At 65.0% G+C, this 22,454-nt stretch carries 19 protein-coding genes; 4 read left to right on the top strand and 15 right to left on the bottom strand.

What is annotated here, in order from left to right; genetic code table 11:
- Positions 1–35: 35 nt before the first annotated feature.
- Positions 36–626: a gamma-glutamylcyclotransferase gene (locus tag OPV09_RS21330; protein ID WP_338682336.1), complete on the top strand. Its 591-nt coding sequence runs from the start codon at positions 36–38 to the stop codon at positions 624–626.
- Between the two features lie 82 nt (positions 627–708).
- On the opposite strand, the gene OPV09_RS21335 is transcribed toward OPV09_RS21330, so the two are convergent.
- From OPV09_RS21335 to OPV09_RS21390, 12 genes are all read right to left on the bottom strand, one after another.
- Positions 709–1,899, bottom strand: a complete 1,191-nt coding sequence (locus OPV09_RS21335) for a PA0069 family radical SAM protein (RefSeq protein ID WP_419177875.1) — start codon at positions 1,897–1,899, stop codon at positions 709–711.
- 80 nt (positions 1,900–1,979) lie between these two features.
- Positions 1,980–2,687 (bottom strand): tRNA-uridine aminocarboxypropyltransferase, encoded by a 708-nt coding sequence (locus tag OPV09_RS21340; protein ID WP_338679316.1) that lies wholly within the window; start codon positions 2,685–2,687, stop codon positions 1,980–1,982.
- A gap of 71 nt (positions 2,688–2,758) precedes the next feature.
- Positions 2,759–4,534 (bottom strand): methyl-accepting chemotaxis protein, encoded by a 1,776-nt coding sequence (locus tag OPV09_RS21345; RefSeq protein WP_338679317.1) that lies wholly within the window; start codon positions 4,532–4,534, stop codon positions 2,759–2,761.
- A gap of 263 nt (positions 4,535–4,797) precedes the next feature.
- Positions 4,798–5,310, bottom strand: coding sequence for a lipocalin family protein (locus OPV09_RS21350; protein ID WP_034750114.1), 513 nt, complete (start codon positions 5,308–5,310; stop codon positions 4,798–4,800).
- Positions 5,311–5,345: 35 nt separating this feature from the next.
- Positions 5,346–6,146: a substrate-binding periplasmic protein gene (locus OPV09_RS21355; RefSeq protein WP_083292605.1), complete on the bottom strand. Its 801-nt coding sequence runs from the start codon at positions 6,144–6,146 to the stop codon at positions 5,346–5,348.
- Between the two features lie 33 nt (positions 6,147–6,179).
- On the bottom strand, positions 6,180–7,211 hold the full coding sequence (gene tssA, locus OPV09_RS21360) for a type VI secretion system protein TssA (protein WP_338679318.1): 1,032 nt from the start codon (positions 7,209–7,211) through the stop codon (positions 6,180–6,182).
- Positions 7,212–7,231: 20 nt separating this feature from the next.
- Positions 7,232–9,871: a type VI secretion system ATPase TssH gene (gene tssH, locus OPV09_RS21365; protein WP_338679319.1), complete on the bottom strand. Its 2,640-nt coding sequence runs from the start codon at positions 9,869–9,871 to the stop codon at positions 7,232–7,234.
- Positions 9,868–10,344: a type VI secretion system baseplate subunit TssE gene (gene tssE, locus OPV09_RS21370; protein WP_072452677.1), complete on the bottom strand. Its 477-nt coding sequence runs from the start codon at positions 10,342–10,344 to the stop codon at positions 9,868–9,870. Before tssE ends, tssH begins: the two co-directional genes overlap by 4 nt.
- Positions 10,345–10,410: 66 nt before the next feature.
- Entirely contained in the window at positions 10,411–10,902 is a 492-nt protein-coding gene (locus tag OPV09_RS21375; RefSeq protein ID WP_034750126.1) for an Hcp family type VI secretion system effector, read from the bottom strand.
- 31 nt (positions 10,903–10,933) lie between these two features.
- On the bottom strand, positions 10,934–12,424 hold the full coding sequence (gene tssC / locus OPV09_RS21380) for a type VI secretion system contractile sheath large subunit (protein ID WP_072452675.1): 1,491 nt from the start codon (positions 12,422–12,424) through the stop codon (positions 10,934–10,936).
- A gap of 1 nt (position 12,425) precedes the next feature.
- A complete protein-coding gene (gene tssB / locus OPV09_RS21385; protein WP_034750131.1) occupies positions 12,426–12,935 on the bottom strand; it encodes a type VI secretion system contractile sheath small subunit in 510 nt (169 codons plus the stop codon).
- Between the two features lie 37 nt (positions 12,936–12,972).
- Positions 12,973–13,569, bottom strand: a complete 597-nt coding sequence (locus tag OPV09_RS21390) for a tetratricopeptide repeat protein (protein ID WP_338679320.1) — start codon at positions 13,567–13,569, stop codon at positions 12,973–12,975.
- Positions 13,570–13,846: 277 nt separating this feature from the next.
- Between OPV09_RS21390 and tssJ the strand changes: the two genes are divergently transcribed.
- From tssJ to icmH, 3 genes are read left to right on the top strand one after another with little or no spacing between them, the layout of a single operon-like run.
- Positions 13,847–14,431 (top strand): type VI secretion system lipoprotein TssJ, encoded by a 585-nt coding sequence (gene tssJ, locus OPV09_RS21395; protein WP_338679321.1) that lies wholly within the window; start codon positions 13,847–13,849, stop codon positions 14,429–14,431.
- Positions 14,432–14,468: 37 nt separating this feature from the next.
- Entirely contained in the window at positions 14,469–15,839 is a 1,371-nt protein-coding gene (tssK, locus tag OPV09_RS21400) for a type VI secretion system baseplate subunit TssK (RefSeq protein ID WP_319992906.1), read from the top strand.
- Positions 15,836–16,624 carry a type IVB secretion system protein IcmH/DotU gene (gene icmH, locus OPV09_RS21405; RefSeq protein ID WP_070302256.1) on the top strand — a complete coding sequence of 263 codons (789 nt, stop codon included), beginning with the start codon at positions 15,836–15,838 and terminating at the stop codon, positions 16,622–16,624. The genes tssK and icmH overlap by 4 nt, the downstream gene beginning before the upstream one ends.
- Positions 16,625–16,751: 127 nt before the next feature.
- Here the strand turns inward: icmH and OPV09_RS21410 are convergent, their stop codons facing one another.
- Genes OPV09_RS21410 through tssM form a run of 3 tightly spaced genes read right to left on the bottom strand, consistent with a single transcriptional unit; the run spans position 16,752 to position 22,336 of the window.
- Positions 16,752–17,531, bottom strand: a complete 780-nt coding sequence (locus tag OPV09_RS21410; protein WP_338679322.1) for an OmpA family protein — start codon at positions 17,529–17,531, stop codon at positions 16,752–16,754.
- Between the two features lie 9 nt (positions 17,532–17,540).
- A complete protein-coding gene (gene tagF, locus OPV09_RS21415) occupies positions 17,541–18,521 on the bottom strand; it encodes a type VI secretion system-associated protein TagF (RefSeq protein ID WP_338679323.1) in 981 nt (326 codons plus the stop codon).
- A complete protein-coding gene (tssM, locus tag OPV09_RS21420; RefSeq protein WP_338679324.1) occupies positions 18,518–22,336 on the bottom strand; it encodes a type VI secretion system membrane subunit TssM in 3,819 nt (1,272 codons plus the stop codon). The genes tagF and tssM overlap by 4 nt, the downstream gene beginning before the upstream one ends.
- Positions 22,337–22,454 lie beyond the last annotated feature (118 nt).

Below are 22,454 nucleotides of genomic sequence, written 5' to 3' on the forward strand. Positions count from 1 at the left end.
CCATGACCCAGCCTGCCCAGAACGACCTGTCCGCCATCGACGCCGCCACCATCGCCATCAACCAGCGCATGAACAAATTCGACGGCCATGCACAGGTCTGGCTGTTCGGCTATGGGTCGCTGATCTACAAGGCCGACTTCCCCTACATCGAACGCCGCCCCGCCAGCATCGCCGGCTGGACGCGGCGCTTCTGGCAAGGTTCGCACGACCACCGCGGCACGCCGATGGCGCCGGGCAGGGTCGCCACCATCGTGCCGCAGGCGGGCGCCGTGTGCGACGGCATGGCCTATCTGATCACGCCCGAAGTCTTCGCCCACCTCGACCACCGCGAAAAGAACGGCTACCTGCGCCTGGCCACCGACATCACCTTCGAGGACGGCAGCAAGGTCGAAGGCCTCGTGTACATCGCCAACGAGGAAAACGCCGCCTTCCTGGGCGCCGCCCCGGAACTGGACATCGCGCGCCAGATCGCCCGATCAATCGGCCCCAGCGGTCCGAACAGCGAATACCTGCTGCACTTGGCCAGCGCCTTGCGCGAGCTGGGCAAGAGCGATCCGCATGTCTTTGCCATCGAGCAACATCTGGCGCAGATGCACGCACCTGCACAGGATAACGCTGCAGGATAATGCTACACGTTAGCCCTACACGATAGCGCCGCAGCGCCTCCGCTCCAGCAGCGGTAACGACGGCTTAACTTGGCTTAACTTCTTAAAACAAATCCAGCTGTCCCGCATTGCCATTTTTCACTTTCGCGCCCAACGGCGGCACCACCAGCGGGCGCCGGAACTGCGTGCAATCGAGCTGCTTGAAGCGGCCGCCCTTGCCATGCAGCCCCAGCCGGTGCACGGCCTTTTCAAAGCGCTGGCGGATGAGGTCGGCCCACACGCCTTCGCCCCGCATGCGCGCGCCGAACGCGCTGTCGTAATCCTTGCCGCCCCGCATTTCGCGCACCCGGTTCATCACGCGCTGGGCCCGTTCCGGGAAGTGTGCTTCCAGCCATTGCTGAAACAGCGGGCTCACTTCCCACGGCAGACGCAGCACCACGTAATGGGCGTGGATGGCGCCCGCGTCGCGCACGGCTTCGAGCAGCTGTTCGATTTCCGGCTCCGTCACGAACGGGATGATGGGCGCGATGCTCACGCCCACGGGAATACCGGCCTCCGTCAGCGTGCGGATGGTGCGCAGCCGCCGCGCCGGAGCAGCCGCGCGCGGTTCCAGGGTGCGCGCGATGGCCGGGTCGAGCGTGGTGACAGTCACGGCCACGGCCGCCAGATGCCTGGCCGCCATGGGTGCCAGAATGTCGATATCGCGCTCGATCAGCGACGATTTCGTGATCAGCGCCACGGGATGGTCGCACTCCTGCAGCACTTCCAGCACGCGCCGCGTCAGCTGCCGTTCGCGTTCGCACGGCTGATACGCATCGGTATTGACGCCGAGGGCGATCGGTTCAGGCACATACGACGGCCTGGCCAGTTCGCGCCGCAAGAGTTCAGGAGCGTTCACCTTGGCGTAGATGCGGCTTTCGAAGTCCAGGCCCGGCGACAGGCCCAGATAGCTGTGCGTGGGACGGGCAAAGCAATAAATGCAGCCGTGTTCGCAACCGCGGTACGGGTTCAGCGAGACATTGAACGGCAAATCGGGCGAAGCGTTGCGCGTGAGGATGGTGCGCGCCTGCTCATCGCTGACCTGCGTCTTCCAGCCCGGCGCCCCCTCTTCCCCGGCCGCCTCATCCAGGCCGCCCACGCTCCAGCCATCGTCGAAACCGGCGCGCGCATGCACCTCGTAGCGCCCTTGCAGGTTCGAGACGGCCCCACGGCCCTTGTGAGCTTTCAGCGATTGCGGCGGCAGCATGGCTTGCCCGGCGAAACTGTCATCGTGCTCTGGAATGATTGCTTTCATGAACGGCCCCATCAACTGTATATACGTACAGTATACTATGCCGCTGTCCGGCCAATATCAAGGGCTGCCATGGTGCTATTTCAAGCTTTTTCACCCTGCGGCATGACATAACTCAACTGCTGCGCGACAAAACCGTCAAATGCCGTGATCAGGGGAACGAAGCGGGCCGCGTCCTGCTCCAACTGCATCAAGGCATAGCACGTCGCTTCCAGGCTCGATAACTGATCTGGCGCGTGCGCCTTGCGGATCAGGTAATGGGAAGCGGGCGTATCGCGCAGTGGCAGGCGCGGCAGCTGTTGCAACGGGGGATTCATATATAGCATCTTGCGGCTCTTACGCCAGGTGGCGTCCAGCACCACCAGCCGCAATTGGCTGGGATCGAGCAAGATGGCGGGGTCGAGCACTGGCGGCGGCGCGATGCCCAGCGAGCGGTCGCCTGGCGTATCCGGGTACAGCAGCACATTGTGCTTGCCGGCCAGCAGCCCGGCGAGAACATCGGGGGCAAACTGTTCGCCCGTCAGCATGCGGCTGTTGGGCAGGCTCAGGTGCAGCAAGCGGGCGCTGCCCTTGGCATTGTGGACTTCCAGCGGATGCTGCAGGATCAGCACTTCCACCGCGTGGGAAACGGGGGCGATCCAGCGGCAGATGCAGCTGGACACGGCGCGCAGGCAAGCCGGGCAGCGCGCACGTTTGGCGGGTTCCACCAGACAGGAGGATGCAGCGGGTCGGCTGGCGGTATGGCCGACGGTATTACTGGACGGATGGCTGGAGGTACGGCGGGTGGTCATGGCGGAGCGCGTTCGCGGCTGTCTTCAAGCCGCGATTGTAGCGCCAGCGCCATGCCAAGGGGAGTTTGCGCTTAAAACTCTTCCCACTCGTCGACGCCGGATGCCACCGGTGCCTTCGGCGCGCGTGCACGCACGGCGTCTGCTTGCGCCGCCTTGCCCGGCGCGGGTGCCGCCATGGCTGGCGCCGGCGCGTGGTGCCTTGCGGGCTGGATGGTGGGCCTGGTGACAGGTCGCGCCGCAGGTCGCATGGCAGCTGGTGCGGATGCCGTCACGGACGGACTAGCACTGGCCGACACATAGTGCTGCGTTGCATCGAGCTTGAACAGGCCCACCACGTCGGCCAGCTTGGCCGCCTGTTCCTGCATGGATTCGGCCGCCGCAGCTGCTTCTTCCACGAGGGCGGCGTTTTGCTGCGTGACCTGGTCCATCTGGCCGATGGCCTGGTTGACTTGTTCGATGCCGGTGCGCTGTTCATCGCTGGCGTCGGTGATCTGGTTCATGATCTGCGTCACATGACTGATGCTTTGCACGATCTCGTCCATGGTGCGGCCCGCCTTGTCCACCAGTTGCGAACCTGCTTCGACCTTTTGCACGGAATCGTCGATCAAGCCCTTGATTTCCTTGGCCGCCGCGCTCGAGCGTTGCGCCAGGTTGCGCACCTCGGAAGCGACGACGGCAAAACCACGGCCCTGCTCGCCGGCCCGGGCCGCCTCCACGGCCGCGTTCAAGGCCAGGATATTCGTCTGGAAGGCGATGGCGTCGATGACGCTGATGATATCGACGATCTTGCGCGAGGAATCGTTGATCGAGCCCATGGTGCTGACCACTTCCGATACCACCACCCCGCCCTTGCTGGCGATCTGCGAGGCGTCGATGGCCAGCTGGTTGGCGCTGCGCGCATTGTCGGCGTTGAGTTTCACGGTGGAGGTCAGCTCTTCCATGGAAGACGCCGTTTCTTCCAGCGAACTGGCCTGCTCTTCCGTGCGCGACGACAAGTCCAGGTTGCCGGCGGCAATTTCGCTCGACGCCGTGCTGATCGATTCGGTGCCGGCGCGCACCTGGCCGACGATGCTCACCAGCTTGTCGTTCATGTTTTTCAGCGCGTGCATCAATTGCCCCGTTTCATCGCGGCTTTCCACGACGATATGACTGGTCAGGTCACCAGCGGACACGGCTTCCGCCACCTCGACGGCACGCGTGATGGGGCGCGTGATCGAGCGTGTAATCCAGTACGCGCACGCGATGCCGAGCAAGATGGCGACCACGCCCAGCGAGATCAGCAGCAGACGGCCGCTTTCATAGCGCGAACGGATTTGCGCGGCTGATTCATCGAGCAGCTTGGCTTCCAGCAGTTCCAGCTTCTTCAGCGACGCCAGGTAGATGTCGCGCTTGACGCCCATGTCGCCTTCGTACAGGCGCTTGCCCAGTTCAAGATCGCCCGCATTCTTGGCCTTGAACACATTCTTGCGCACTTCCGTGTAGGCCTTGCGCGTGCTCAGCACTTCCTGGTACAGCGCTTGCTCTTCGGCGTTCAGCTGGCTCTTGCCGATATCGTTCTGGATTTCCGTGGCGCGTGCGGACGAGACCGCCATTTCCTTTTCAAATTGCTTCTGGTGTTCAGGATCGCTGACTTTCCAGGCGGCCGCCGTGCGCGCCGCGTTCACCTCGATGACCTTGGTCCATTCACCGATCAGGCGCTCGTTGCGCACCTTGACGTTGACGAGCGCATCGGTCTCCTTGCTGGCGCTTTGCATCTGCACGATGCCCACCACGGTCAAGGTCGTCAACAGCAGGAGGACGGCGGCAAAACCGCCACCAAGACGTACGCCGATTTTGAGGTTCTTCATTGCGTGATTCCAATCTGAAAAAACGATGCACAGACGCCACGAAACCGATTTACTGCTACGTATCAATATAGCAGGCATCTGCCGTGCGGCAATCACGAGAGGTGGCGCAACGTTATCCACGCCACCAGAATGGCAGCGCGCCGCAGCGCACTACTTTGGAGCAGATTGTGAGTGAATCAGAGTGGCATTGCAAGAAATAACATGCAGAAAAGCAACAACCAGAAGGTGGTATGCCGCCACGAACGGGCGGCAGGCAAGCAGTGTCAGTTTTGCTTCACGTAGATCAATTTTGACGTATCGAAACCCAGGCCACCGGCTTTCTCGATCAGGCGCTGCTGCAAGGCAGGGTCCATGGTTGGCGTGCGCGACAGCAACCAGAAGTAGGATTTGTCGGGGCCGCTGATCATGGAATAGCTGTAATTTTGCTGGTCGAGGTCGAAGACGATGTAGGAACCATAAAAGGGGCCGAAAAACGACACTTTCAGGTAGCCCACGTCTTTCTTGTCGACGAAATACGCCTTGCCTTCCGCGTCCTTCCAGACAGCGTCCGCATCCTTGTAGCCGCGGTTGAGCACTTTCAGGCCGCCATCCTGGCGCAGGCTGTAGTCGGCCGTCACATGGCTCAAGCCCCGTTCGAACGAGTGGTCGAGGCGCGCGATCTCATACCACTTTCCCAGATAGCGGGTCGTGTCGAAGTTGCTAACTGGCACAATATTCTCGGGCCGGCCCACGCAGCCGGCCAGCACAAGCACACACAGGAACAGCAGTTTTTTCATGTTTTTCTCCATCGGGTGAAATCAGGGTGGCAAGGTCAGGGTTGCAGCGCGCGATCGACGATGCGGCGGATCGCGCCATTGTTTTGCATGCGCACGATGGCGGCATTGAATTGTTCGATAAAGTCATCGCGATACGGGTAGGCGGCAGGCCGGCGCTCCGTAAAGCCCAGGTGTCCCTGCTGGCTGGCCAGCTGTGCCGTTTCCTGAATCGCCTGCATCGGCGTGCCCGGCGGTTCCTCGCGCCGGATGCGCTGCAATTCCCACTGCGCCGACAGGCGGTCGCTGACATAGCAATCGATACGTCCACGCATCAGCTTGAGCAGATTCGTGCGCGTGCCCTTGGCCGTATCGAACACGATATTGGCCGCTTGCACGGCTGCAGTCTGCTTTGCATCGCCCAGCAAGAAACCCGCGTTCACGCCGATGTGCAAGCCGCTGTAATCGGCGGGCCACTGCCGCAGCGTGCGTTTGGCCAGCACCTCCTGGTTGCACAGCACCACCAGCTGCTCCATCAGCAGCGGCACGGAATAGCGCACGTACGGCCGCTCGCTGCGCCATGAATACGGCGGATACAGAGCAAACGCCTCGCCCGTCTGCAGCATCAGCACGCCCCGCTTCCAGGGTACGGGGCGCAGCTGCACCGCATACTGCGGCATCGATTGCACGGCTTCGCGCACGATCTCCGTATAGATGCCTTTCATCTGGCCGTTGTCAACGTAGGAGTACGGCGGATAATCATCGTCGCCATAGATCACCAGCGGCGTCGGCCCCTCGGCCCGCGCGCCGGCAGCGATGAACAGGCACAGCGCGGCAGGCAGGATGAGCATTCTGGACATGCGCGAAGAGTAGCATGGAAGGAGAAAACGCCATCACCCGTTTGCGCTGTTCGTGCCCAGCATTTCGTCGAGCTGCGCCATGGTGCTTGAATCCTTCACGACGGCGCGCAGCCACAGGTGCAGCGGCAGCTCGCCCCAGCTGGCGGCCTTCTCGGCCAGGTAGGCGACGGGGCTGTGCGGCTCCGTGCGGCGGAAAAAATCGGCCACCTGGCGCAGCTGGGCCAGCGCCTGCTGGCGCTGCACGATGGCGCCCCCGCCCCCGCTGGCGCCCTGGCCGGCGGCGGGCGTCGTGCCGGCAAAGTCCGCGCCAGGCGACAGCGGCGCGATGAAGTGAATGGCATTTTCCAGCGCTTCGCGCGCGGCGCGAAAACTCGGGCCATCAACACCAAAACGCGCATCGACGCTGCGTTCGAACGCCAGCAGCGACTGCATGCAGTATTGCGCGTCGGCCAGCAAGCCGTCGGAAAAGGCGCGTGTGTTCCTTTGCCGCGCCGCCTCCATCTGCGCCAGGGTCGCCCCTTCGTCGTGGCGCGTATCGCCCCAGCCCTGATCCGCCGCGCCCTGCGCCAGGCTGGCCGCCGCGCGCTGGCGCGCCACATCGAAATCTTGCAGTGCATACAGGCCGTCGGCGCCGTCGGTCAGCGGGATCTCTCGCACTAGTTGCGGCGTGCGCGACAGCAGCCAGAAGACATTGCCGATGCGCTGTTCCTGGTCGCCCTCTTCCGCCGGCGGGTACAGGCCATCCCAGTAACGCTCGCACAGGCCGGCCAGCAGCGCGTAACCATCGCCCAGGCCACGGAAGTGGCGCGTTTTCGCGTGCGCCTCGGCCAGCCACACGGCCACGCGCAAATCCTTGCTGTGCGTGGCGATCAGCTGTTCGCAGCGCGTCGCCACGAAAGGCCAGTCCGCCTCCTTCAACGCCGTCACCCACTCGCCCTGGTCCAGGCTCGGGTCATCGTGCTGGCGCGCGCGCGCGATGGCATCGAGCTCCTGGCTGAAGGTGATGTCGCCGCCGCAGGGGCTGACGGCGCTGACGGGGTGCAGCAACTGCTCCAGATTGAACATGGCGCTCTCCGGAAAGTGGATTATCGGATCGTGTACTTGAACTGCCCCTGCTTGTTCGCGCTGATGCGTATCGACGCGACCGGCTCGCCTTCGGCCATGCGCGCCAGCACCGCTTCGGCGATCGCCGGCAGCAGGCTGCCATTGAGGATCTGGTCGACATTGCGCGCGCCCGAATCGACCTCGGTGCAGCGCGCCAGCACGGCGTCGACCAGACCCGCGTCATGGCTGAACTGCGCCTGATGGTTGCGCGCGATGCGCTGCCCGATGCGCGCCAGCTTCAGGTGGATGATCTCGGCCAGCACCGCGTCGTTGAGGGGATAGAACGGCAGCACCTTCAACCGTCCCAGCAAGGCTGGCTTGAAATGCGCGACCAGTTGCGGGCGCAACAGTTCTTCCAGCGCGGCCGGCGTGGGCAAGTCCTGCGCGACCCGGTTCAGGCAGGCGGCCATCATGGCGCCCGACCCCAGGTTCGAGGTGGCGATGATGATGGTGTTGCGAAAATCGACTTCGCGCCCTTCCGCATCATCGAGCACGCCCTTGTCGAAGACCTGAAAGAACAGCTCCAGCACGTCGGGGTGCGCTTTTTCCGCTTCATCGAGCAGCACCACGCTGTAGGGCTGGCGCCGCACGGCTTCCGTCAGCACGCCGCCTTCGCCATAGCCGACATAGCCGGGCGGCGAGCCTTTCAGGCCGGCCACGCTGTGCGCTTCCTGGTATTCGCTCATGTTGATGGTAATGAGCTTGCGCTCGCCGCCATACAGCAGGTCGGCCAGCGCCAGCGCCGTTTCCGTCTTGCCCGTGCCGGACGGCCCCGTGAACAGGAACACGGCTTGCGGCTTGTTCGGGTCGTCCAGGCTGGCGCGCGCCGTGCGCACGCGCTGCGCCACCGCCGCGATGACGTGGTCCTGCCCCAGCACCCGTTCGCGCAGCGCCCCATCGAGGGTCAGCACCGTGCGGATCTCGTCCTTGAGCATTTTCCCCAGCGGGATGCCGGTCCAGCCGGCGACGATGCCGGCCACCACCTGCGCATCGACTTCCAGCGGCGACAGCGGCGCTTCTCCCTGCAGCGCCGCCAGTTCTTCCTTCAGCGCCAGCAGGCGCGCCGCGGCGACCTCGCCCGGCCGCTCGCCGCGCAGCTGCGCGCGCAAGTCGCCGATCTGCGCCACCATCGCCTTTTCACTCTCCCAGCGCTGCCCCAGCGCCGTGATCTGCGTCTGTCCTTCTTCATGCTCGCGCCGCAGCTGCGTCAGGCGCGCGGCACCGGCTTTATCGGGCACTTCGCCATCGGCCGCCTCGCGGCTCAAGGCGGCGATTTCCGCGCCGATGCGTTCCTGGCGCCGGTGCGCGTTCTCCAGTTGCGCCGGCGTGGCGCACTGGCCCAGCGCCACCTTGGCGCAGGCCGTATCGAGCACACTGATGGCCTTGTCGGGCAGCTGGCGCCCGCTGATGTAGCGGTGCGACAGGCGCACCGCCTCGACGATGGCGGCGTCGCGCACGCGGATGCCGAAATGGCGCTCCATCAGCGGTGCCATGGCGCGTAGCATGGCGCAGGCGATGTCCTCGCTCGGTTCTTCCACCTTCACCACCTGGAAGCGCCGCGCCAGCGCCGCATCCTTTTCAAAATATTTTTTGTACTCGCTCCAGGTGGTGGCGGCGATGGTGCGCAAGGCGCCGCGCGCCAGCGCCGGTTTCAGCAGATTGGCCGCGTCGTTCTGCCCCGCCTGGCCACCGGCGCCGATCATCGTGTGCGCCTCGTCGATGAAGAGGATGATCGGGTGCGGGCTTTTCGTCACCTCGTCGATGACATTCTTCAAACGGCTTTCGAATTCACCCTTCACGCTGGCGCCGGCCTGCAGCAAGCCCATGTCGAGCGCGTGGATGTGCGCGCCCTGCAGCACCTCGGGCACGTCGCCTGCAGCGATGCGCAAGGCCAGGCCTTCCACCACGGCCGTCTTGCCCACGCCCGCCTCGCCCGTGAGTATCGGATTGTTCTGGCGCCGGCGCAGCAGGATATCGACGGCCTGGCGTATTTCCGCCTCGCGGCCGATCACGGGATCGAGCTTGCCGTCGCGCGCCAACTGTGTCAGGTCGGTGGTGAACTGGTCCAGCGCCGGGGTTTTGCTGGCCAGGGCCGCAACAGGATCGTCACCTGTGTCGGCAAGCCGCGGCACTGCCGCGCTTTCCTCATCGGAGCCGGCCGTCAGTTTGTCCGGATGGTGTTTCAGCTGCTCCACGCTGAAACGGGCGAACAGCTTCGAGCCGCGGTATGCGAGCTGCGACAGTTCCGGCTCCGTCAGCAGCGCCAATAACAGGTGGCGGCTGCGGATGGGGCCTGGCTGCGCCGTATCGAGCGAAGCGATCAGCCAGGCATGCTCGAACAGCAAGGGCAGATGGGGAGAGAACACGGGCGTGCGCGCGCTGCCCGTCCTGAAGCCGCCGATCTCGCGGCGCAGGTCCGCTTCCAGCGCCGTCAGGCTGATTTCGCTGCGCCGCGCGATGGTGACGAAATCGCTGCGCTCCTGTTCCAGCAGCGCCAGGAACAGATGCTCGATATCGACTTCATACTGGCCCAGTCCCACGCAGATGGCGGCGGCGCGGGTGGCGGCCGTGCGCGCCGTGTCATTGAGTTTGGCGATCAGGGTTTTCAAATTAGTGCTCATGCAGCGGCTCCCTTGCGGTTGATCGAATAGCGCAGCGACGATGGCTGCAGCACGGCGTCGAAATTGACCGTCTCGCCTCCAGCCTTCACGGCCAGGGTGCCGCTGATGACGAAGCCGACCCGGTTGATGGCACCCGCTTCGCGTTCCAGGCGGGCGCGCACATTGCGCAATCGCGGTTCGTGGCGTTCGATGGCGGCCTTCAGCGCGGCGCAGATGCGGGCGCGGTCATCGCTGCTGGACAAGCACATGCCGGCGAAATCGATCAGGCCATAGTTGACGATGGAGGCCGCGCATTCCGGATAGGCGTCGAGCGCGCCGGGCGGCAGGGCCACGCGCGTGTTGAGCAGCTCTTCCAGATCGCGCGCCACCGCATCCTTCAATTGTTCCAGCGACAGGCGCACCGCCACGCCGCCCGCCGCCGCGCCGCCGTCGCCCATCAGGCGGTCGAACAGGCCAGGTACATAACTGTCCATGCGCTCTCCTGAAATGTCGGCGCGGCGCGCGGGCGAAGGTGGCCGCCGCGCGCCGCGCACCATGGATCAAGCCACGCGGTTCGCGGCCAGGTCCCAGCCGCCCGAGGTATTGCCGCCGGCGCCACCCGTCACTTTCTGCTGCGTGTATTTCCACTTCACTTTCGAGAACTTGAAGCCGACGTGTTCACCGAGGATGTCCCCCTCTTCCACGTTCGGCGTGACGGCGCCGATCAGCACATTCTCGATTTCGATTTCAAAGTACTTGACGCGCTCGCCCTGGCCGTCGGCGCGCATGAATTCGAAGCGCGCCTTGGGGATGGTCTTGCCGGCCGAGCAGGTCTGCAGCAGCACCGGCGAGGCCAGGTCGGCCAGCTTGGAGATGACGATGTCCTTGTGCTCGCAGCGTTCGGCCGTGTGGCCGCCGCCCGTCGACGCGGTGGCGGACTTCGGCTGTTCGACGCTCCAGCTGACCGACTTGCACTCGATCCAATCCTTGTGCTTGTCATCGGTGGACTCGCCCTTGATGCCGTCTATCTGCAGATATACATCGATTGCCATGGTGTGCTCCTGTGGTTGAAAGATGGGTGAATCAGGAATTGGTCGACTTCGGCAACTCCGCGACCAGTCGGAGCGAAACGGATAATTCATCGAGCTGGAAGTGCGGCCGCAGGAACGACACGGCGCGGTACACGCCGGGCCGGCCCGGCACTTCGTGCACCTGCACGGACGCCTCGCGCAGCGGGAACTGCGCCTTCTGTTCCTGGCTGGCGTTATCGTCGAGCAGCACGTACTGCATCAGCCAGCGGTTCAAAAAATCTTCCACGTTGGAGGCAGCGGCAAAGCTGCCGATCTTGTCGCGCATCATGGCTTTCATGTAGTGGGCGATGCGCGAGACGGCGAAGATGTACTGCAGCTGCGACGACAGCACCGCGTTCGCATTGGCCGCGTCGCTGTTGTACTTGCGGCTTTTCTGCGCCGACTGTGCGCCGAAAAACGCCGCATATGCCGTGTTCTTGCAGTGCACCAGCGAGATGAAGCCCAGGTCCGACAATTCCTTTTCACGGCGGTCGGTGATCGCCACTTCGGCCGGGCATTTCAAGGCCACGTCGCCCTCGTCCGTCTTGAAGGTGTGGGTCGGCAGGTCGTCCACCAGGCCGCCGCCCTCCACGCCGCGGATGGCGGCGCACCAGCCGTAGTCGGCAAAGGCGCTCGTCAGCTTGCAGCCGAACGCATACGCGGCGTTACACCACAGGTATTTGTGATGGTCGCTGCCGTCGACTTCCTCGACAAAATTAAAACCTTCGACCGTGGTGCCATCGACGGGATTGAACGGCAGCCGGCCCAGGAAGCGGGGCAAGGTCAGGCCGACGTAACGCGCATCCTCGGATTCGCGGAAGGCTTTCCATTTCGCGTACTCAATGGTGTCGAACACCTTGGCCAGGTCGCGCGGCTTGCCCAGGTCGCCGTAGCTTTCCAGGCCAAACAGCTCCGGTGCGGCCGAGGCGATGAACGGCGCATGCGCGGCGGCGGCGACGTGCGACATCTGCTCGACAAAATAGATATCTTCCGGCTGGCGCGAAATGGCGAAGTCGCCCAGCAGCGCGGCGAATGGCGCACCGCCGAAGGTACCGAATTCCTCTTCATACACCTTCTTGAACATGCTGCTCTGGTCGAACTCCAGCGCGGCCTGGAAATCCTTCACCAGTTCGCGCTTGGTGGCGTTGAACATGCGGATCTGCAAACGCGTGCCCGTATCTGAATTGCCGACCAGGTAGCGCAATCCCGTCCAGCTTTGCTCGAGCTGCTGGAACGGCGCCGCGTGCATGATTTCGCTGAGCTGGGCCGAGATCAGGCGGTCGATCTCCGCCACGCGCCCGTCCAGCGTCGCCGACAGGCTGCTGGACATCAGCACCGTGCCATCGAGCACCTGCGCCACCAGCTCGGAGATCAGGTCACGCGCGCGCGCATGTTCGGCGCCGGACTTGGCGACGCGGCTTTGCTCGACGATCTGGTCCAGCAAGTCGGTGGCGGCCGGCGCATTGGCGGCCGATACTGCAAGGGCTTCTGCCTGGGCACTCATCTCAATCCTCCTGCGCTGGGAACTGCGGTTTCAGGGCGGCCAGGCTGTCCGTGTTGTTCAGCACTTCCGTCAGCAAATCTTCCAGCTTGTCGTTGCCAGCCAGCTTGTTGCGCAGGTCGGCCAGCTTGGTGCGCGCTTCGAGCAGCTTGCGCAAGGGGTCGACCTGGCGCACCACCGATTCAGGGCGAAAGTCATCCATCGAGCGGAAATGCAGGTCGACGGCGAACGTGCCGCCCGCGTCGCTGAGGCGGTTCGGCACGGCGAAACGGGCCACCGGCTCCACGCCGGCCAGCACTTCATCGAAGTTGTCGCGGTCGATGGAAACGAACTTGCGGTCCTTCAGGCGTTTTTTCTCGCTGTCCGGATTGCCGCCAAAGTCACCGAGCACGCCGACCACGAAGGGCAGCTCCTTGTTTTCAATCGCGTCGCCAATCTCGACGTCGTAGGTCATTTGCACGCGCGGCGCGCGGATCTTCTGCAGGCGTTTTTGCACGCTATCGGACTTGGGCATGTCGCTTCCTTTGCAAGGGGATGGTGGGGGTGCTCGCTTATTTCAGGCCGCTGAACGGGTCGGCCGTGCTGCCTGGCGCCGCCGCGCCCTTCGCCGCCGCCGAGCCGGAGCCGGATGTGGCTGCGCGCTTGCCGGCCGCCAGCGGACGTTTGGCCGGCGGCACCAGCACGTCTTCGCCGATGCTCGCGCGCAGCAGCTTGGCCAGGTCCTGCGCTTCCGAACGCAGCGAGCCATTCAGATTGTTTTGCCGCGACAGGTCGGCCAGCGCCTTGCCGGACAGGCGCAAGCCGCTGACGGCGACGATGCTGTTGGCCACCTTGTCGTCCGGGTCGCGCTCCAGCGCTTCGAGCGCATGGCCGATGGCATCGCCGTACTGGCCGCGGTCGAACTTCATCTGCGCCATTTGCAGCCACGGCGCCTTGTCAGCCGGGTAGCTGGCCCCGCCGCGCTGAAGCAGGGTCATGGCGCGTTCGTACTGGCCGGCGCGCGCAGCCGCATCGGCCTCGCTCATCACTTGCGCCAGGGTCGGCGCGGCAGGTTTTTGGGGCGCCGGCTGGTCTGGCGTGGCACAGGCGGCCAGCAGCAAGGCGCTGGCGAGGCAGGCAATACGGGGCAACATCGTGGCTGGCTTCATCGGGGCATTCCTTCACGTGGAGGACGCTACCGCTGGGAACGATGGGCGGCGCCTTGGTGGAGACTATTATTGATCGGCAATTTTTTGCCAAATTGAGATTAATCAGCAAAGAAGAAGTTCCACATCACAGCCGCGTACAGCGCCATGAATCCTGATCTGGCGCAGTAATTGTCTTGATCGCAGGCCGATCTTGCGCCAACGCAAGCAGGCCGCCAGTGCATGCGTTTAAATGACTGCAACACTTTTATTTCCACCCTTCAATTTACAAAGGTCGCCCATGCCATTTGACGCCCTGGTCCGCCCGGCCCGCGCCACCGCGCTACTGCTGATGGCCTTGCTGCTGGCCGGCTGTGCGGGCGGCGCCATCGGTACACTGGCCAGCGCGGCGCTGCAAATGGCCGGCGTGGCCAAGCCGCCGCCGGAACTGCCCGACGCGCAAAAGCCGCCGCGCAATGTCAGCATCCGCCTGCATGCGGCGCAGCGCCTGAACACGGATGCCGACGGCCGGCCGCTGGCGCTGGTGGCGCGCATCTACAAGCTGCGCCAGAGCGCCGCCTTCGAACAGGCGCCGTACGACAGCTTCCTCGACTCGCAGCGCGAAAAGGCCGCGCTGGGCGCCGACCTGATGGAAGTGAAGGAAGTGCTGCTGGTGCCGGGCCAGCGCTACGAAGTACAGGAAAAAGTCAGCAAGGAAGCGTATTTCATCGGCGTCGTGGCCCTGTTCCGCGCGCCGGCCGCGCAGCACTGGCGCGCCACCTTTGCCGCCGCCGATGCGGAACGCGGCGGCATCACCGTCGGCCTGCACGCCTGCGCGCTCAGCATCAGCGGGGTAGCCGCGCTGTCGGCCCCGCGCTGCCAGTAACACGACTAGACACGCCACACATTCAAGGAGAACCGAGATGGGCATGGCAGCGAAAGTCTTGTGGGGAGAAGGCCTGTTCCTGCGGCCGCAGCATTTCCAGCGCCAGGATCAATATCACGAAGCGCGCCTGCATCATACGGCCAGCGCGCTGCATCCCTACCTGTGGGGTGTGGCGCACATGGCGTGGGACCTGGCGGCGCTGAAGACGGGCACCCTGCGCCTGCAAGCGCTGTCGGCGATCTTCCGCGACGGCGAAGTGTTCGAATCGCTGGGCGACGGCGCGCCCGGCAGCGATACCCTGCCCCCGCCCGTGGACCTGGAAGCGCTGCCGCCGGCCGTGCAGGAAGTGACGTATTACGCGGCGCTGCCCATCCTCAACCGCGAAGGCATGAATTACACGGTGCAGGCAGCAACGGCAGGCACGCCGGCCAGCACGCGCTTTGCGCACGCCATGCGCGCCACGCCCGACCTGTTTACGGAGTCCGCCGTGGCCGACGTGGCCTACCTGAAGAAAACCGTGCGCCTGATTCCCGACAGCGAAGCGCGCGGCTCCTACGACTGCCTGCCGCTGATCGCCCTGCGGCGCACGGTGTCGGGCGGCTTCGAACCCGTGCCCTCGTTCATGGCGCCCAGCCTGGCGATCGCCGGCGCGCCGCGCCTGCAGGGCGTGCTGGAACACCTGCTCGACGCCTTGCAGGCGAAAGTGAGCGCGCTGCACGGCCACCACCGCGAACCGAGCCGCAACGTGATCGAGTTCCGCTCGGGCGACGTGTCCTCGTTCTGGCTGCTGCACACGGTCAGCACGGCCGCCGCCGCCCTGATGCACTATGTGCGCCATCCGGCCCTGCATCCGGAGCGCCTGTACGAGGCGCTGCTGGGCCTGGCGGGCGGCCTGCTCAGCTACTCCAAGCATTACACCCTGGCCAGCCTGCCCGCCTACGACCACGCGCAGCCGGGCGCCTGCTTCGACGCCATCGACGCGATCATCCGCGAACTGCTCGACACCGTCATCTCGTCGAAGTATTTTTCCATCGCCCTGCTCGAGGACAAGCCGTCCTACTACCTGGGCAAGCTCGATTCGGGCAAGATCGACCAGCACACCACCTTGTACCTGGCGATTCGCGCCGCCATGCCCGCCATCGAACTGGTCGACGTGGTGCCGCTGCGCGTGAAAGTGGGCGCGCCCGACGACGTGGAAAAATGCGTGCTCACAGCCATGCCCGGCCTGAAGCTGTCGCATGCGCCGCAAGTGCCGGCCGCCATTCCCGTGCGCCCCGACACCTATTATTTTGCGATTGAAAACCGCGGCGTCCTGTATGAGCAGATGCTCAAGGCGCAGTCGATTTCCGTCTACGTGCCGGCCGGCATACGCGACCTGCAGCTGGAACTGATCGCGGTGACGGCATGAGCCAGCTCATCGAACGGCGCGCGGCGCCCTCCCTGCTGGGACAACGCGGTTCCGCCCCCGGCGGCACGGCCAGCCGGCATGCCGGCAGCGCCCTGCTGGACCTGATGCACGAAGGCTTTTATATGCTGTTCATGCTGAAGCACGGCTCGGCGCCTGGCGACGAGCAAAGCTTCATGGACCGCATCACGGCCTTCCTCGACGACTTCGAGCGCGAAGCGAAAAAAATCCGCGCCGATGGCGACGATATCGAGGCGGCCAAGTATGCGTTCTGCGCGGCCGTCGATGAAATCATCCTGGCCTCGCCTTTCGCCCTGCGCAAACAGTGGGAGCGGCGCCCGCTGCAGCTGCTGATCTTTGGCGACCAGCTGGCCGGCGAACACTTCTTCGACCGCCTCGACGCCCTGCGCGGCAAGGGCGCCATGCGCGTGCAGGCGCTGCAGGTCTTCCACATGTGTTTATTGCTGGGATTCCAGGGTAAATATGCGATCGACGGCGGCGAAAAACTCAGCTACCTGACAGCGCGCCTGGGCGACGAGATCGCCCACATCAAGGGCAAGAGCCGTGGCTTCGCGCCGCGCGCGGAACGCCCCGACCAGGTGGTCAACAAGCGTGGCAGCGACGTGCCGCTGTGGGCGCTGTCGAGCTTTTTCGCCCTGCTGGCCATCTGCGCCTACCTGGGCCTGAAAACGCATCTGACGCGCGGCACGCAAACGAGCCTGGCCGCGTATGCGGATCTGGTCAAGCTGGCGCCACGCCCGGCACACCTGACCATCACCCTGCCCTGAACACCTCACAAAACCTACTGCGCGTCGGTATGGGCGGCCTGCGATGCTCACCGTGCTCTAGCACGGTTGCGCTTCTCGACCGCCTCTCCCTTCCGCTCGCTACGGTTTTGTGAGGTGTCAACCCAATCTACTGCGCAATCCTGAACTCGATGCGCCGGTTTCTCGCCCGGCCATCGGCCGTGGCGTTGCTGGCCACGGGGCGGTCCGGCCCCTGGCCCGACACCAGCACCGAATCGGCCGCGACGCCCTTGCTGGCCAGGTAGGCGCGCACGGCTTCGGCGCGCGCCTGGCTCAGGGCCACGTTACTGGCGCGCAGGCCCGTGTCGTCCGTGTGGCCGATCACCTCGACCTTGCGTCCGCGCAGCTTGAGCATGACGGCCGCCATCTCGTCGAGGATGGCCAGGCCGGCCGAGGTGATGGTGGCCTTGCCGCTGTCGAATTCGATGATGCGTTTATCGAGCGCCGCATCGAGCAAGCCCTGCTCGGCCTCGGCCGCCTTGACCCGCAAGCCATTGTTGACGATGTAGGTGGGATTGAGGCTGGTGGCGATGTCGCTGGCGATCTGCTGGCGCTGCGCCTCGTTCGCCACTTCGCCGCGCACGCTGACGTTGTTGCCGTCGACGGTGATCTGCCCCCGTGAAATGAGCTTCAGGTTCGGCGCGATCAGCTTGTGCACGTAGGCGTTCCAGTTGGCCGGCACGGCCACGTTGCCGATGGCGATCTGGTCGACCACGCGCTCGGCGCCGTACAGTTCGCGCAGACGGGCCAGCACGGCCGCCTTGGCCGCCTCGTCGGCCAGGGTACCCGTGACAAGGATCTGGCCCGGCATCGGCGTCTGGGGTACTTGCGCTTGCGCGCGGCAGGGAACTGCCGCGGCAAGCAGCAGGAAAATGGCATACGATTTCATCGCGGTCCTTCAGGCAAAGGTGTCGGCAAACATGGCGCAGGCCGAGCGCAGCGACAGCTGCTCCTGCTGCAGGCAGACGGAAAACTGGCGCAGCGCAGCGTCGTGTCCCAGCTGCTCCTCGACCCAGTCCAGCTGGTCGAACACGATCAGCCGTTCGCTGCCGGCCTGCGGGTCGATCAGCGCGCGCAAGCCATCCGGGTCCGCGCCGCAAAAGCCGATCACCAGCACGGGCGCCTCGTCGAGGTGGGAAAAAAACAGCGCCAGTTCGAAATCGGCCAGACGCAGGAAAGGCGCGATCAAATGCAGCCAGAAGCTGGCCACCACGTCGCGCAGCTGCGCGTCTTGCGGCAGCGGCAGTACCAGGCTTTTCTCCAGGCGCGGCAAGCCGCTCTGGCGCACCGGCCGCAGCAGCAGGCCCAGGCCCAGCAGCAATTCGCGCACCGTCACGGGGAACGCGGGCGACGCCAGCATCGCTTGCAGGCCATGCACGGTCTGCGCCTGCAGGAAGTCAGCCAGCCGCTCCGCATGGCACGCTGCGGCCGGTTCGACTTCGACCAAGTTGCCGGCCAGCGCCAGCAGGGCCGGCCCCGGTTCGGCGCTGGCCACGATGCCTTGCGACAGCTGCTCCACCCGCTGCCACAGGGGCGCCAGCGCCAGCGGGCTGCAAGCGACAAAGGCCTCGGCGTCATCGACTTCGAGCGCGCCCATGGCCATGAAGGGAAAGCGCCGCAGCGACTGGTCGTTGCTCGCTTCCAGGCGTCCGGCGATGGCGCGCCGGCTGCGCGTGCCGACGAAGGCAAAACGCAGCGGCGGCAAGGCGTCGTAATTGAGCTTCCAGCGCGGTTCCACCGTCAGCGCGATCATGACCTGCGCCAGCCAGTCATCAAGCAGCTGCACCAGCGCGTGATTGTCGCAAGCCTTGATGAAATCGCCGCGCGCGGGGATCTTGCCAAAATAGCCGAGGCGCACCTGCTGCGCCACGCGCATCATGGCGCCACCCCGGTCGCCGCAACTGCGGCCATGACCGGCGCGGGAACGCCCGGCATGCCGACGATGGTCTCGGGCAGCTGCATGCCGCGAAAGCCCTGCTCCTGCACCGCGGTGGCAGATCCGGCGCCCGTCGTCTCGGCGCTGCTGGTGATTTTCAGGTCGACCGCCACGGCCACCTCGCCGCGCGTCCAGCGCAGTTCGAACACGCCGCCATCCTTGCGCTTCTTGGCCGCCGCGTCGATCATGCGCTTCAAGCCGAATTGCCCCGGTTCGTTGAACAGTTCCACCGTGCGCCCGTCGAAGGTGACTGCCGTGATGCGCGCGCCTTGCTGGCCCGCCGCGCCCTGCGGACCCGGATGCACCATATTCGTCCACTGCGCTGGCGTATTGCGGTAGCGCAGCTGCTGGCCGTCAATCTCCACCGTGTATTCCAGGGTGCCCGGCGCGGGCGACGGCTGGATCTGGAACACGGTTTGCGCCGCCGTCGAGGTGGCCGCCACGCCGCCAGCGCCCAGCGGCGCGATCCAGCCGGGGAAGCGCGCCACCACCTGCGGCGCCAGGCTGATGCCCATGTCGGCCCAGGTGCGCGGCGCCAGCACGTCGCCGCGCCGCACCACCAAGGGGCCCATGGATGTGGTGACGAATTTCGCCACCAGGCCTTCGGGGCCGAAGAACTGGCCGATCTCTAGGTTGCTCGCCTCGATGCGCGCCGTAGGCGCAAACGGATATTTATTGGCCAGCGATTTCTGGAACGGCTCGTACACCTGCGCCGCCCAGGTCTTGTTGATATCGAGTTCGGCCGGCGCGACGATGACGGCAAAGGTCTGCATCAGCGGGCGCACGAGAATCGGGCGTATCGCCTGCTTTTGCGCGTCGCTCATCCCCGTGAGCACCTGCTCGTCGACCAGCTTCAGGGCGTCGGCCAGTTCGGAGCCGCTTCCCTCCAGCGTCTGCTGCATGAACTGGCGCGCGCCTGGTCCCGCGTCGCCCTGGTTCTTCAGCTGGTTCAAACGGCTGCGCAGTTTCGACAGCGCTTCCAGGTAGGCGCGCATCAGCGAGGCATTGTTGTCCCTGGCCGCCACCAGTTTGCCCACGCCGGCAAATTCGCGCCCCACGGGACCCATCGGTTTATCCAGGCGAGCCGGGTCGAGCTGCGCATTCATGCCGGGGTTGGTCGTCAGCTGCGACGGCGCGCGGCGCAGCACGGTTTCCTTGAACCAGGCGATGATGCCCCGCTCGGCCTTGCGCAGTTGCGCATTTTGCAGCGCCGGGTTGTCCCACGAGGTTTCCTCATAAATGGTCGTCAGCAGCTTGGCGATCGGCGACGACTGCGGATCGCCCAGGCGGTTCATCGCCTGCACGGCGCCGTCAAAACCTTTCAGATCGGCGACGGCCACGCCCTGCACGAATTTTTGCCACTCGCGCGCGTAATCGGCCTTGTACATGGCCACCAGATTTTTCTCGATCTGCTCCGGACTGCCTTCCAGGGTCAGGTCGTCGGTGGAGGCACTTTTCAGCACCCAGTCGGCGCTTTGCAGTTCGCGGTTGGCCGCGTCGCGAAACGCGCCCTCGACGAACTTTTCCCAGGCCTGGCGCGTAAAGGCGCCGGAGACGGCATAACTGCCCGCCAGCAGGGTCTGATCCTGCTCGCCGACGATGCGCGCCACCGTCATGCCGGGAAAGCGCGTCGAGGCGCGCGCCTTGACGTCGGCATACACGCGCTCGCGCGCCGGCATGCCGCGCACCACGCGGCGCAGATTTTCGCGCGCCTGGTCGACCAGCGCCAGCTTCTGTTCGATGCGCGGCCAGGACGGGTCGCCGATCTGCGCCAGGTAGAACGTCAGCAGCCGTTCGGCGCTGCGTATCATCTGCTCGCGCGGCATGGCGCCCCGATTGCTCTCCAGCCAGCCGCGCCAGAAGCGCGTCAGCTGGTCGTTCAGGTGGCTGCTTTCCGCATGCGTCTTATCGGCCAGCATCAGATAGGTTTTCAGCGCGTTGTAGGCGTCTTCCACATTCGTCGCGCTGGCCGCCTGGTACTGCACGCTGCGCGGTGCGGAAGACGCTGCGGGCGCGGCGGCCGGCGTCTGCGGCGTGCGCGCCGTGGGCTGCAGCTGGTCGGCGCTGGCGTTCATCTCGAACAGCAAGGCTTCCAGCGCGCCCGCCACGGGGGCCAGCATGACCTGGCGCGCGCCGGCAAAATACTCCTCGCGCAGCTTGCGTTCAAGTAACTCCCCCTGGTACAGGCCCAGGCGCAAGGACCACGGCCGTTGCGTGCGGTACGCGTCCAGCTGTTCGATGCGGTCCTGCAAGATCTCGAGCGCTTCCAGGCGCGACTGCAAGTCCAGGCGCCGCTCCTGCAGCTTGACCACTTTATTTAAATCGGCCTCGACATTGGCCACCAGTTGCCGGTTGCCCAGGTAGGACCAGCTCCAGCCACCGAGGCAGGCGCCCAGCGATACCGTCGCGGCAAAGAACACGGCATATTTGAAGCGCAGCTTGGCGCGGTTGGCATAGTTGGCCACCAGATGCTTGTCGGCAAAAATCACCTTGCGGAACAGCTCCAACAGGAAATAGCCATGCTGGCGCGCGCCGGACGGCGCTGCGGCCGGAGCCGGCGCGAAGGCCAGGTCGAAGCGGCGCGCCACCTGCTGCGAGGACGCGCTGACGGGCTCGCCTTCCTGCAGCGCGCTGGTGAAATAAAAGCCGCGGAACACGGGCTGGAACTGGAACGGATTTTCCTCGAACAGGGTGGCGATGAAGGCGCGCAGGGCCGGCTTGATGGCGGCAAATTCCAGCGGAAAGGTGAATACGCCGGGCGCCATCGTCTTGCGTTGCCGGTGCGCCATATTGGCCAGGCTCAGCTCCGTCAAGCCATCGTGCAATTCATCGAAACTCTGGTCGAAAAAGGCCAGCAAGTCAGCCGTGGGCAGCTTGCGCTGGTAGGGCATGGTGGCGCCCCAGACGCGCTCGCGTTCGCTGCGCTCGGCATCGGCGAAAAACTCCGTGAAGCCGGCGATCAGGTCCGCCTTGGTAAACACGATGTACAGGGGCGCAAACACTTCCAGGCGTTCGATGACGTCCTGCACGCGCTTGCGCAGGCTGCGCGCCAGTTGCATGCCGACATCAGGATCGCCGCCCAGCTCAGCGATGCTGACGGCGATGAGGATGCCGTTGATGGGCGCCTTGCGCCGGTATTTTTTCAGCAGGTCGAGAAAGCCGAACCACTCGCCGCGGTGCTCGTCGACGACGGAGTAGCGTCCCGCCGTGTCAAGCACGATGCCGTCCGTCGTGAAAAACCAGTCGCAGTTGCGCGTGCCGCCCACGCCTTGCACGATCTTGCCGTCGGCGAAAGGGAATTGCAGGCCCGAATGCAGGATGGCGCTGCTCTTGCCGGCCGCCGGATTGCCGATGATCATGTACCACGGCAGTTCGTACAGGGCGGCGGCGCCCGACTTGAGGCCCAGCTTGGACGTCTTGATGGTGTCGATGGCAGCCAGCATGCCCGTGCGAACGGCGTCGAGTTCGCCCTGTTGGGTGTTGCTGGCCGTTGAGGACGAGGCCGCCTGCGCGGCGGCGATCTCGGCCTCGTTGAGGATGGCCTGGCCCAGCGCCTGGGCATCGCGCCGCGCACGACGCCGGCGCCACAGCCACAGGCCCAGCCAAGTGGCAAAGGCCAGCAGCAGCAAGACCAGGGCCCAGATCAGCGCCACTTCCAGCACCTCGGCGCCCAGGTACAGGAACACGGCCAGCGCCACGAAGCCGAGGATGGTCAGTTGGCGGCTGTCGGTGAGGAAATGCCAGATTCGTCGCAGCATGATAAGCCCAGGGTGAGGTCGCAAAGCAAGGCGGATTCGGCCCATGCTGACAGCAATGCGGCGCGGCTTTGTTGACATACGACAAGTATCTGGCGCCAGCGCTCGGCAGGCACTGGCA

This window comes from Janthinobacterium sp. TB1-E2, from assembly GCF_036885605.1.
Classification (GTDB): Bacteria; Pseudomonadota; Gammaproteobacteria; order Burkholderiales; family Burkholderiaceae_D; genus Janthinobacterium; species Janthinobacterium aestuarii.

Coding starts and splice junctions, on each gene's coding strand:
- OPV09_RS21355 (WP_083292605.1), bottom strand. CDS start 6,146: ATGTCCAGAATGCTCATCCTGCCTGCCGCGCTGTGCCTGTTCATCGCT.
- tssJ (WP_338679321.1), top strand. CDS start 13,847: ATGCCATTTGACGCCCTGGTCCGCCCGGCCCGCGCCACCGCGCTACTG.
- OPV09_RS21410 (WP_338679322.1), bottom strand. CDS start 17,531: ATGAAATCGTATGCCATTTTCCTGCTGCTTGCCGCGGCAGTTCCCTGC.
- OPV09_RS21340 (WP_338679316.1), bottom strand. CDS start 2,687: ATGACCACCCGCCGTACCTCCAGCCATCCGTCCAGTAATACCGTCGGC.
- icmH (WP_070302256.1), top strand. CDS start 15,836: ATGAGCCAGCTCATCGAACGGCGCGCGGCGCCCTCCCTGCTGGGACAA.
- tssE (WP_072452677.1), bottom strand. CDS start 10,344: ATGGACAGTTATGTACCTGGCCTGTTCGACCGCCTGATGGGCGACGGC.
- tssB (WP_034750131.1), bottom strand. CDS start 12,935: ATGCCCAAGTCCGATAGCGTGCAAAAACGCCTGCAGAAGATCCGCGCG.
- OPV09_RS21345 (WP_338679317.1), bottom strand. CDS start 4,534: ATGAAGAACCTCAAAATCGGCGTACGTCTTGGTGGCGGTTTTGCCGCC.
- OPV09_RS21350 (WP_034750114.1), bottom strand. CDS start 5,310: ATGAAAAAACTGCTGTTCCTGTGTGTGCTTGTGCTGGCCGGCTGCGTG.
- tssM (WP_338679324.1), bottom strand. CDS start 22,336: ATGCTGCGACGAATCTGGCATTTCCTCACCGACAGCCGCCAACTGACC.
- tagF (WP_338679323.1), bottom strand. CDS start 18,521: ATGATGCGCGTGGCGCAGCAGGTGCGCCTCGGCTATTTTGGCAAGATC.
- tssA (WP_338679318.1), bottom strand. CDS start 7,211: ATGTTCAATCTGGAGCAGTTGCTGCACCCCGTCAGCGCCGTCAGCCCC.
- tssC (WP_072452675.1), bottom strand. CDS start 12,424: ATGAGTGCCCAGGCAGAAGCCCTTGCAGTATCGGCCGCCAATGCGCCG.
- OPV09_RS21390 (WP_338679320.1), bottom strand. CDS start 13,569: ATGAAGCCAGCCACGATGTTGCCCCGTATTGCCTGCCTCGCCAGCGCC.
- OPV09_RS21375 (WP_034750126.1), bottom strand. CDS start 10,902: ATGGCAATCGATGTATATCTGCAGATAGACGGCATCAAGGGCGAGTCC.
- tssK (WP_319992906.1), top strand. CDS start 14,469: ATGGGCATGGCAGCGAAAGTCTTGTGGGGAGAAGGCCTGTTCCTGCGG.
- tssH (WP_338679319.1), bottom strand. CDS start 9,871: ATGAGCACTAATTTGAAAACCCTGATCGCCAAACTCAATGACACGGCG.
- OPV09_RS21335 (WP_419177875.1), bottom strand. CDS start 1,899: ATGAAAGCAATCATTCCAGAGCACGATGACAGTTTCGCCGGGCAAGCC.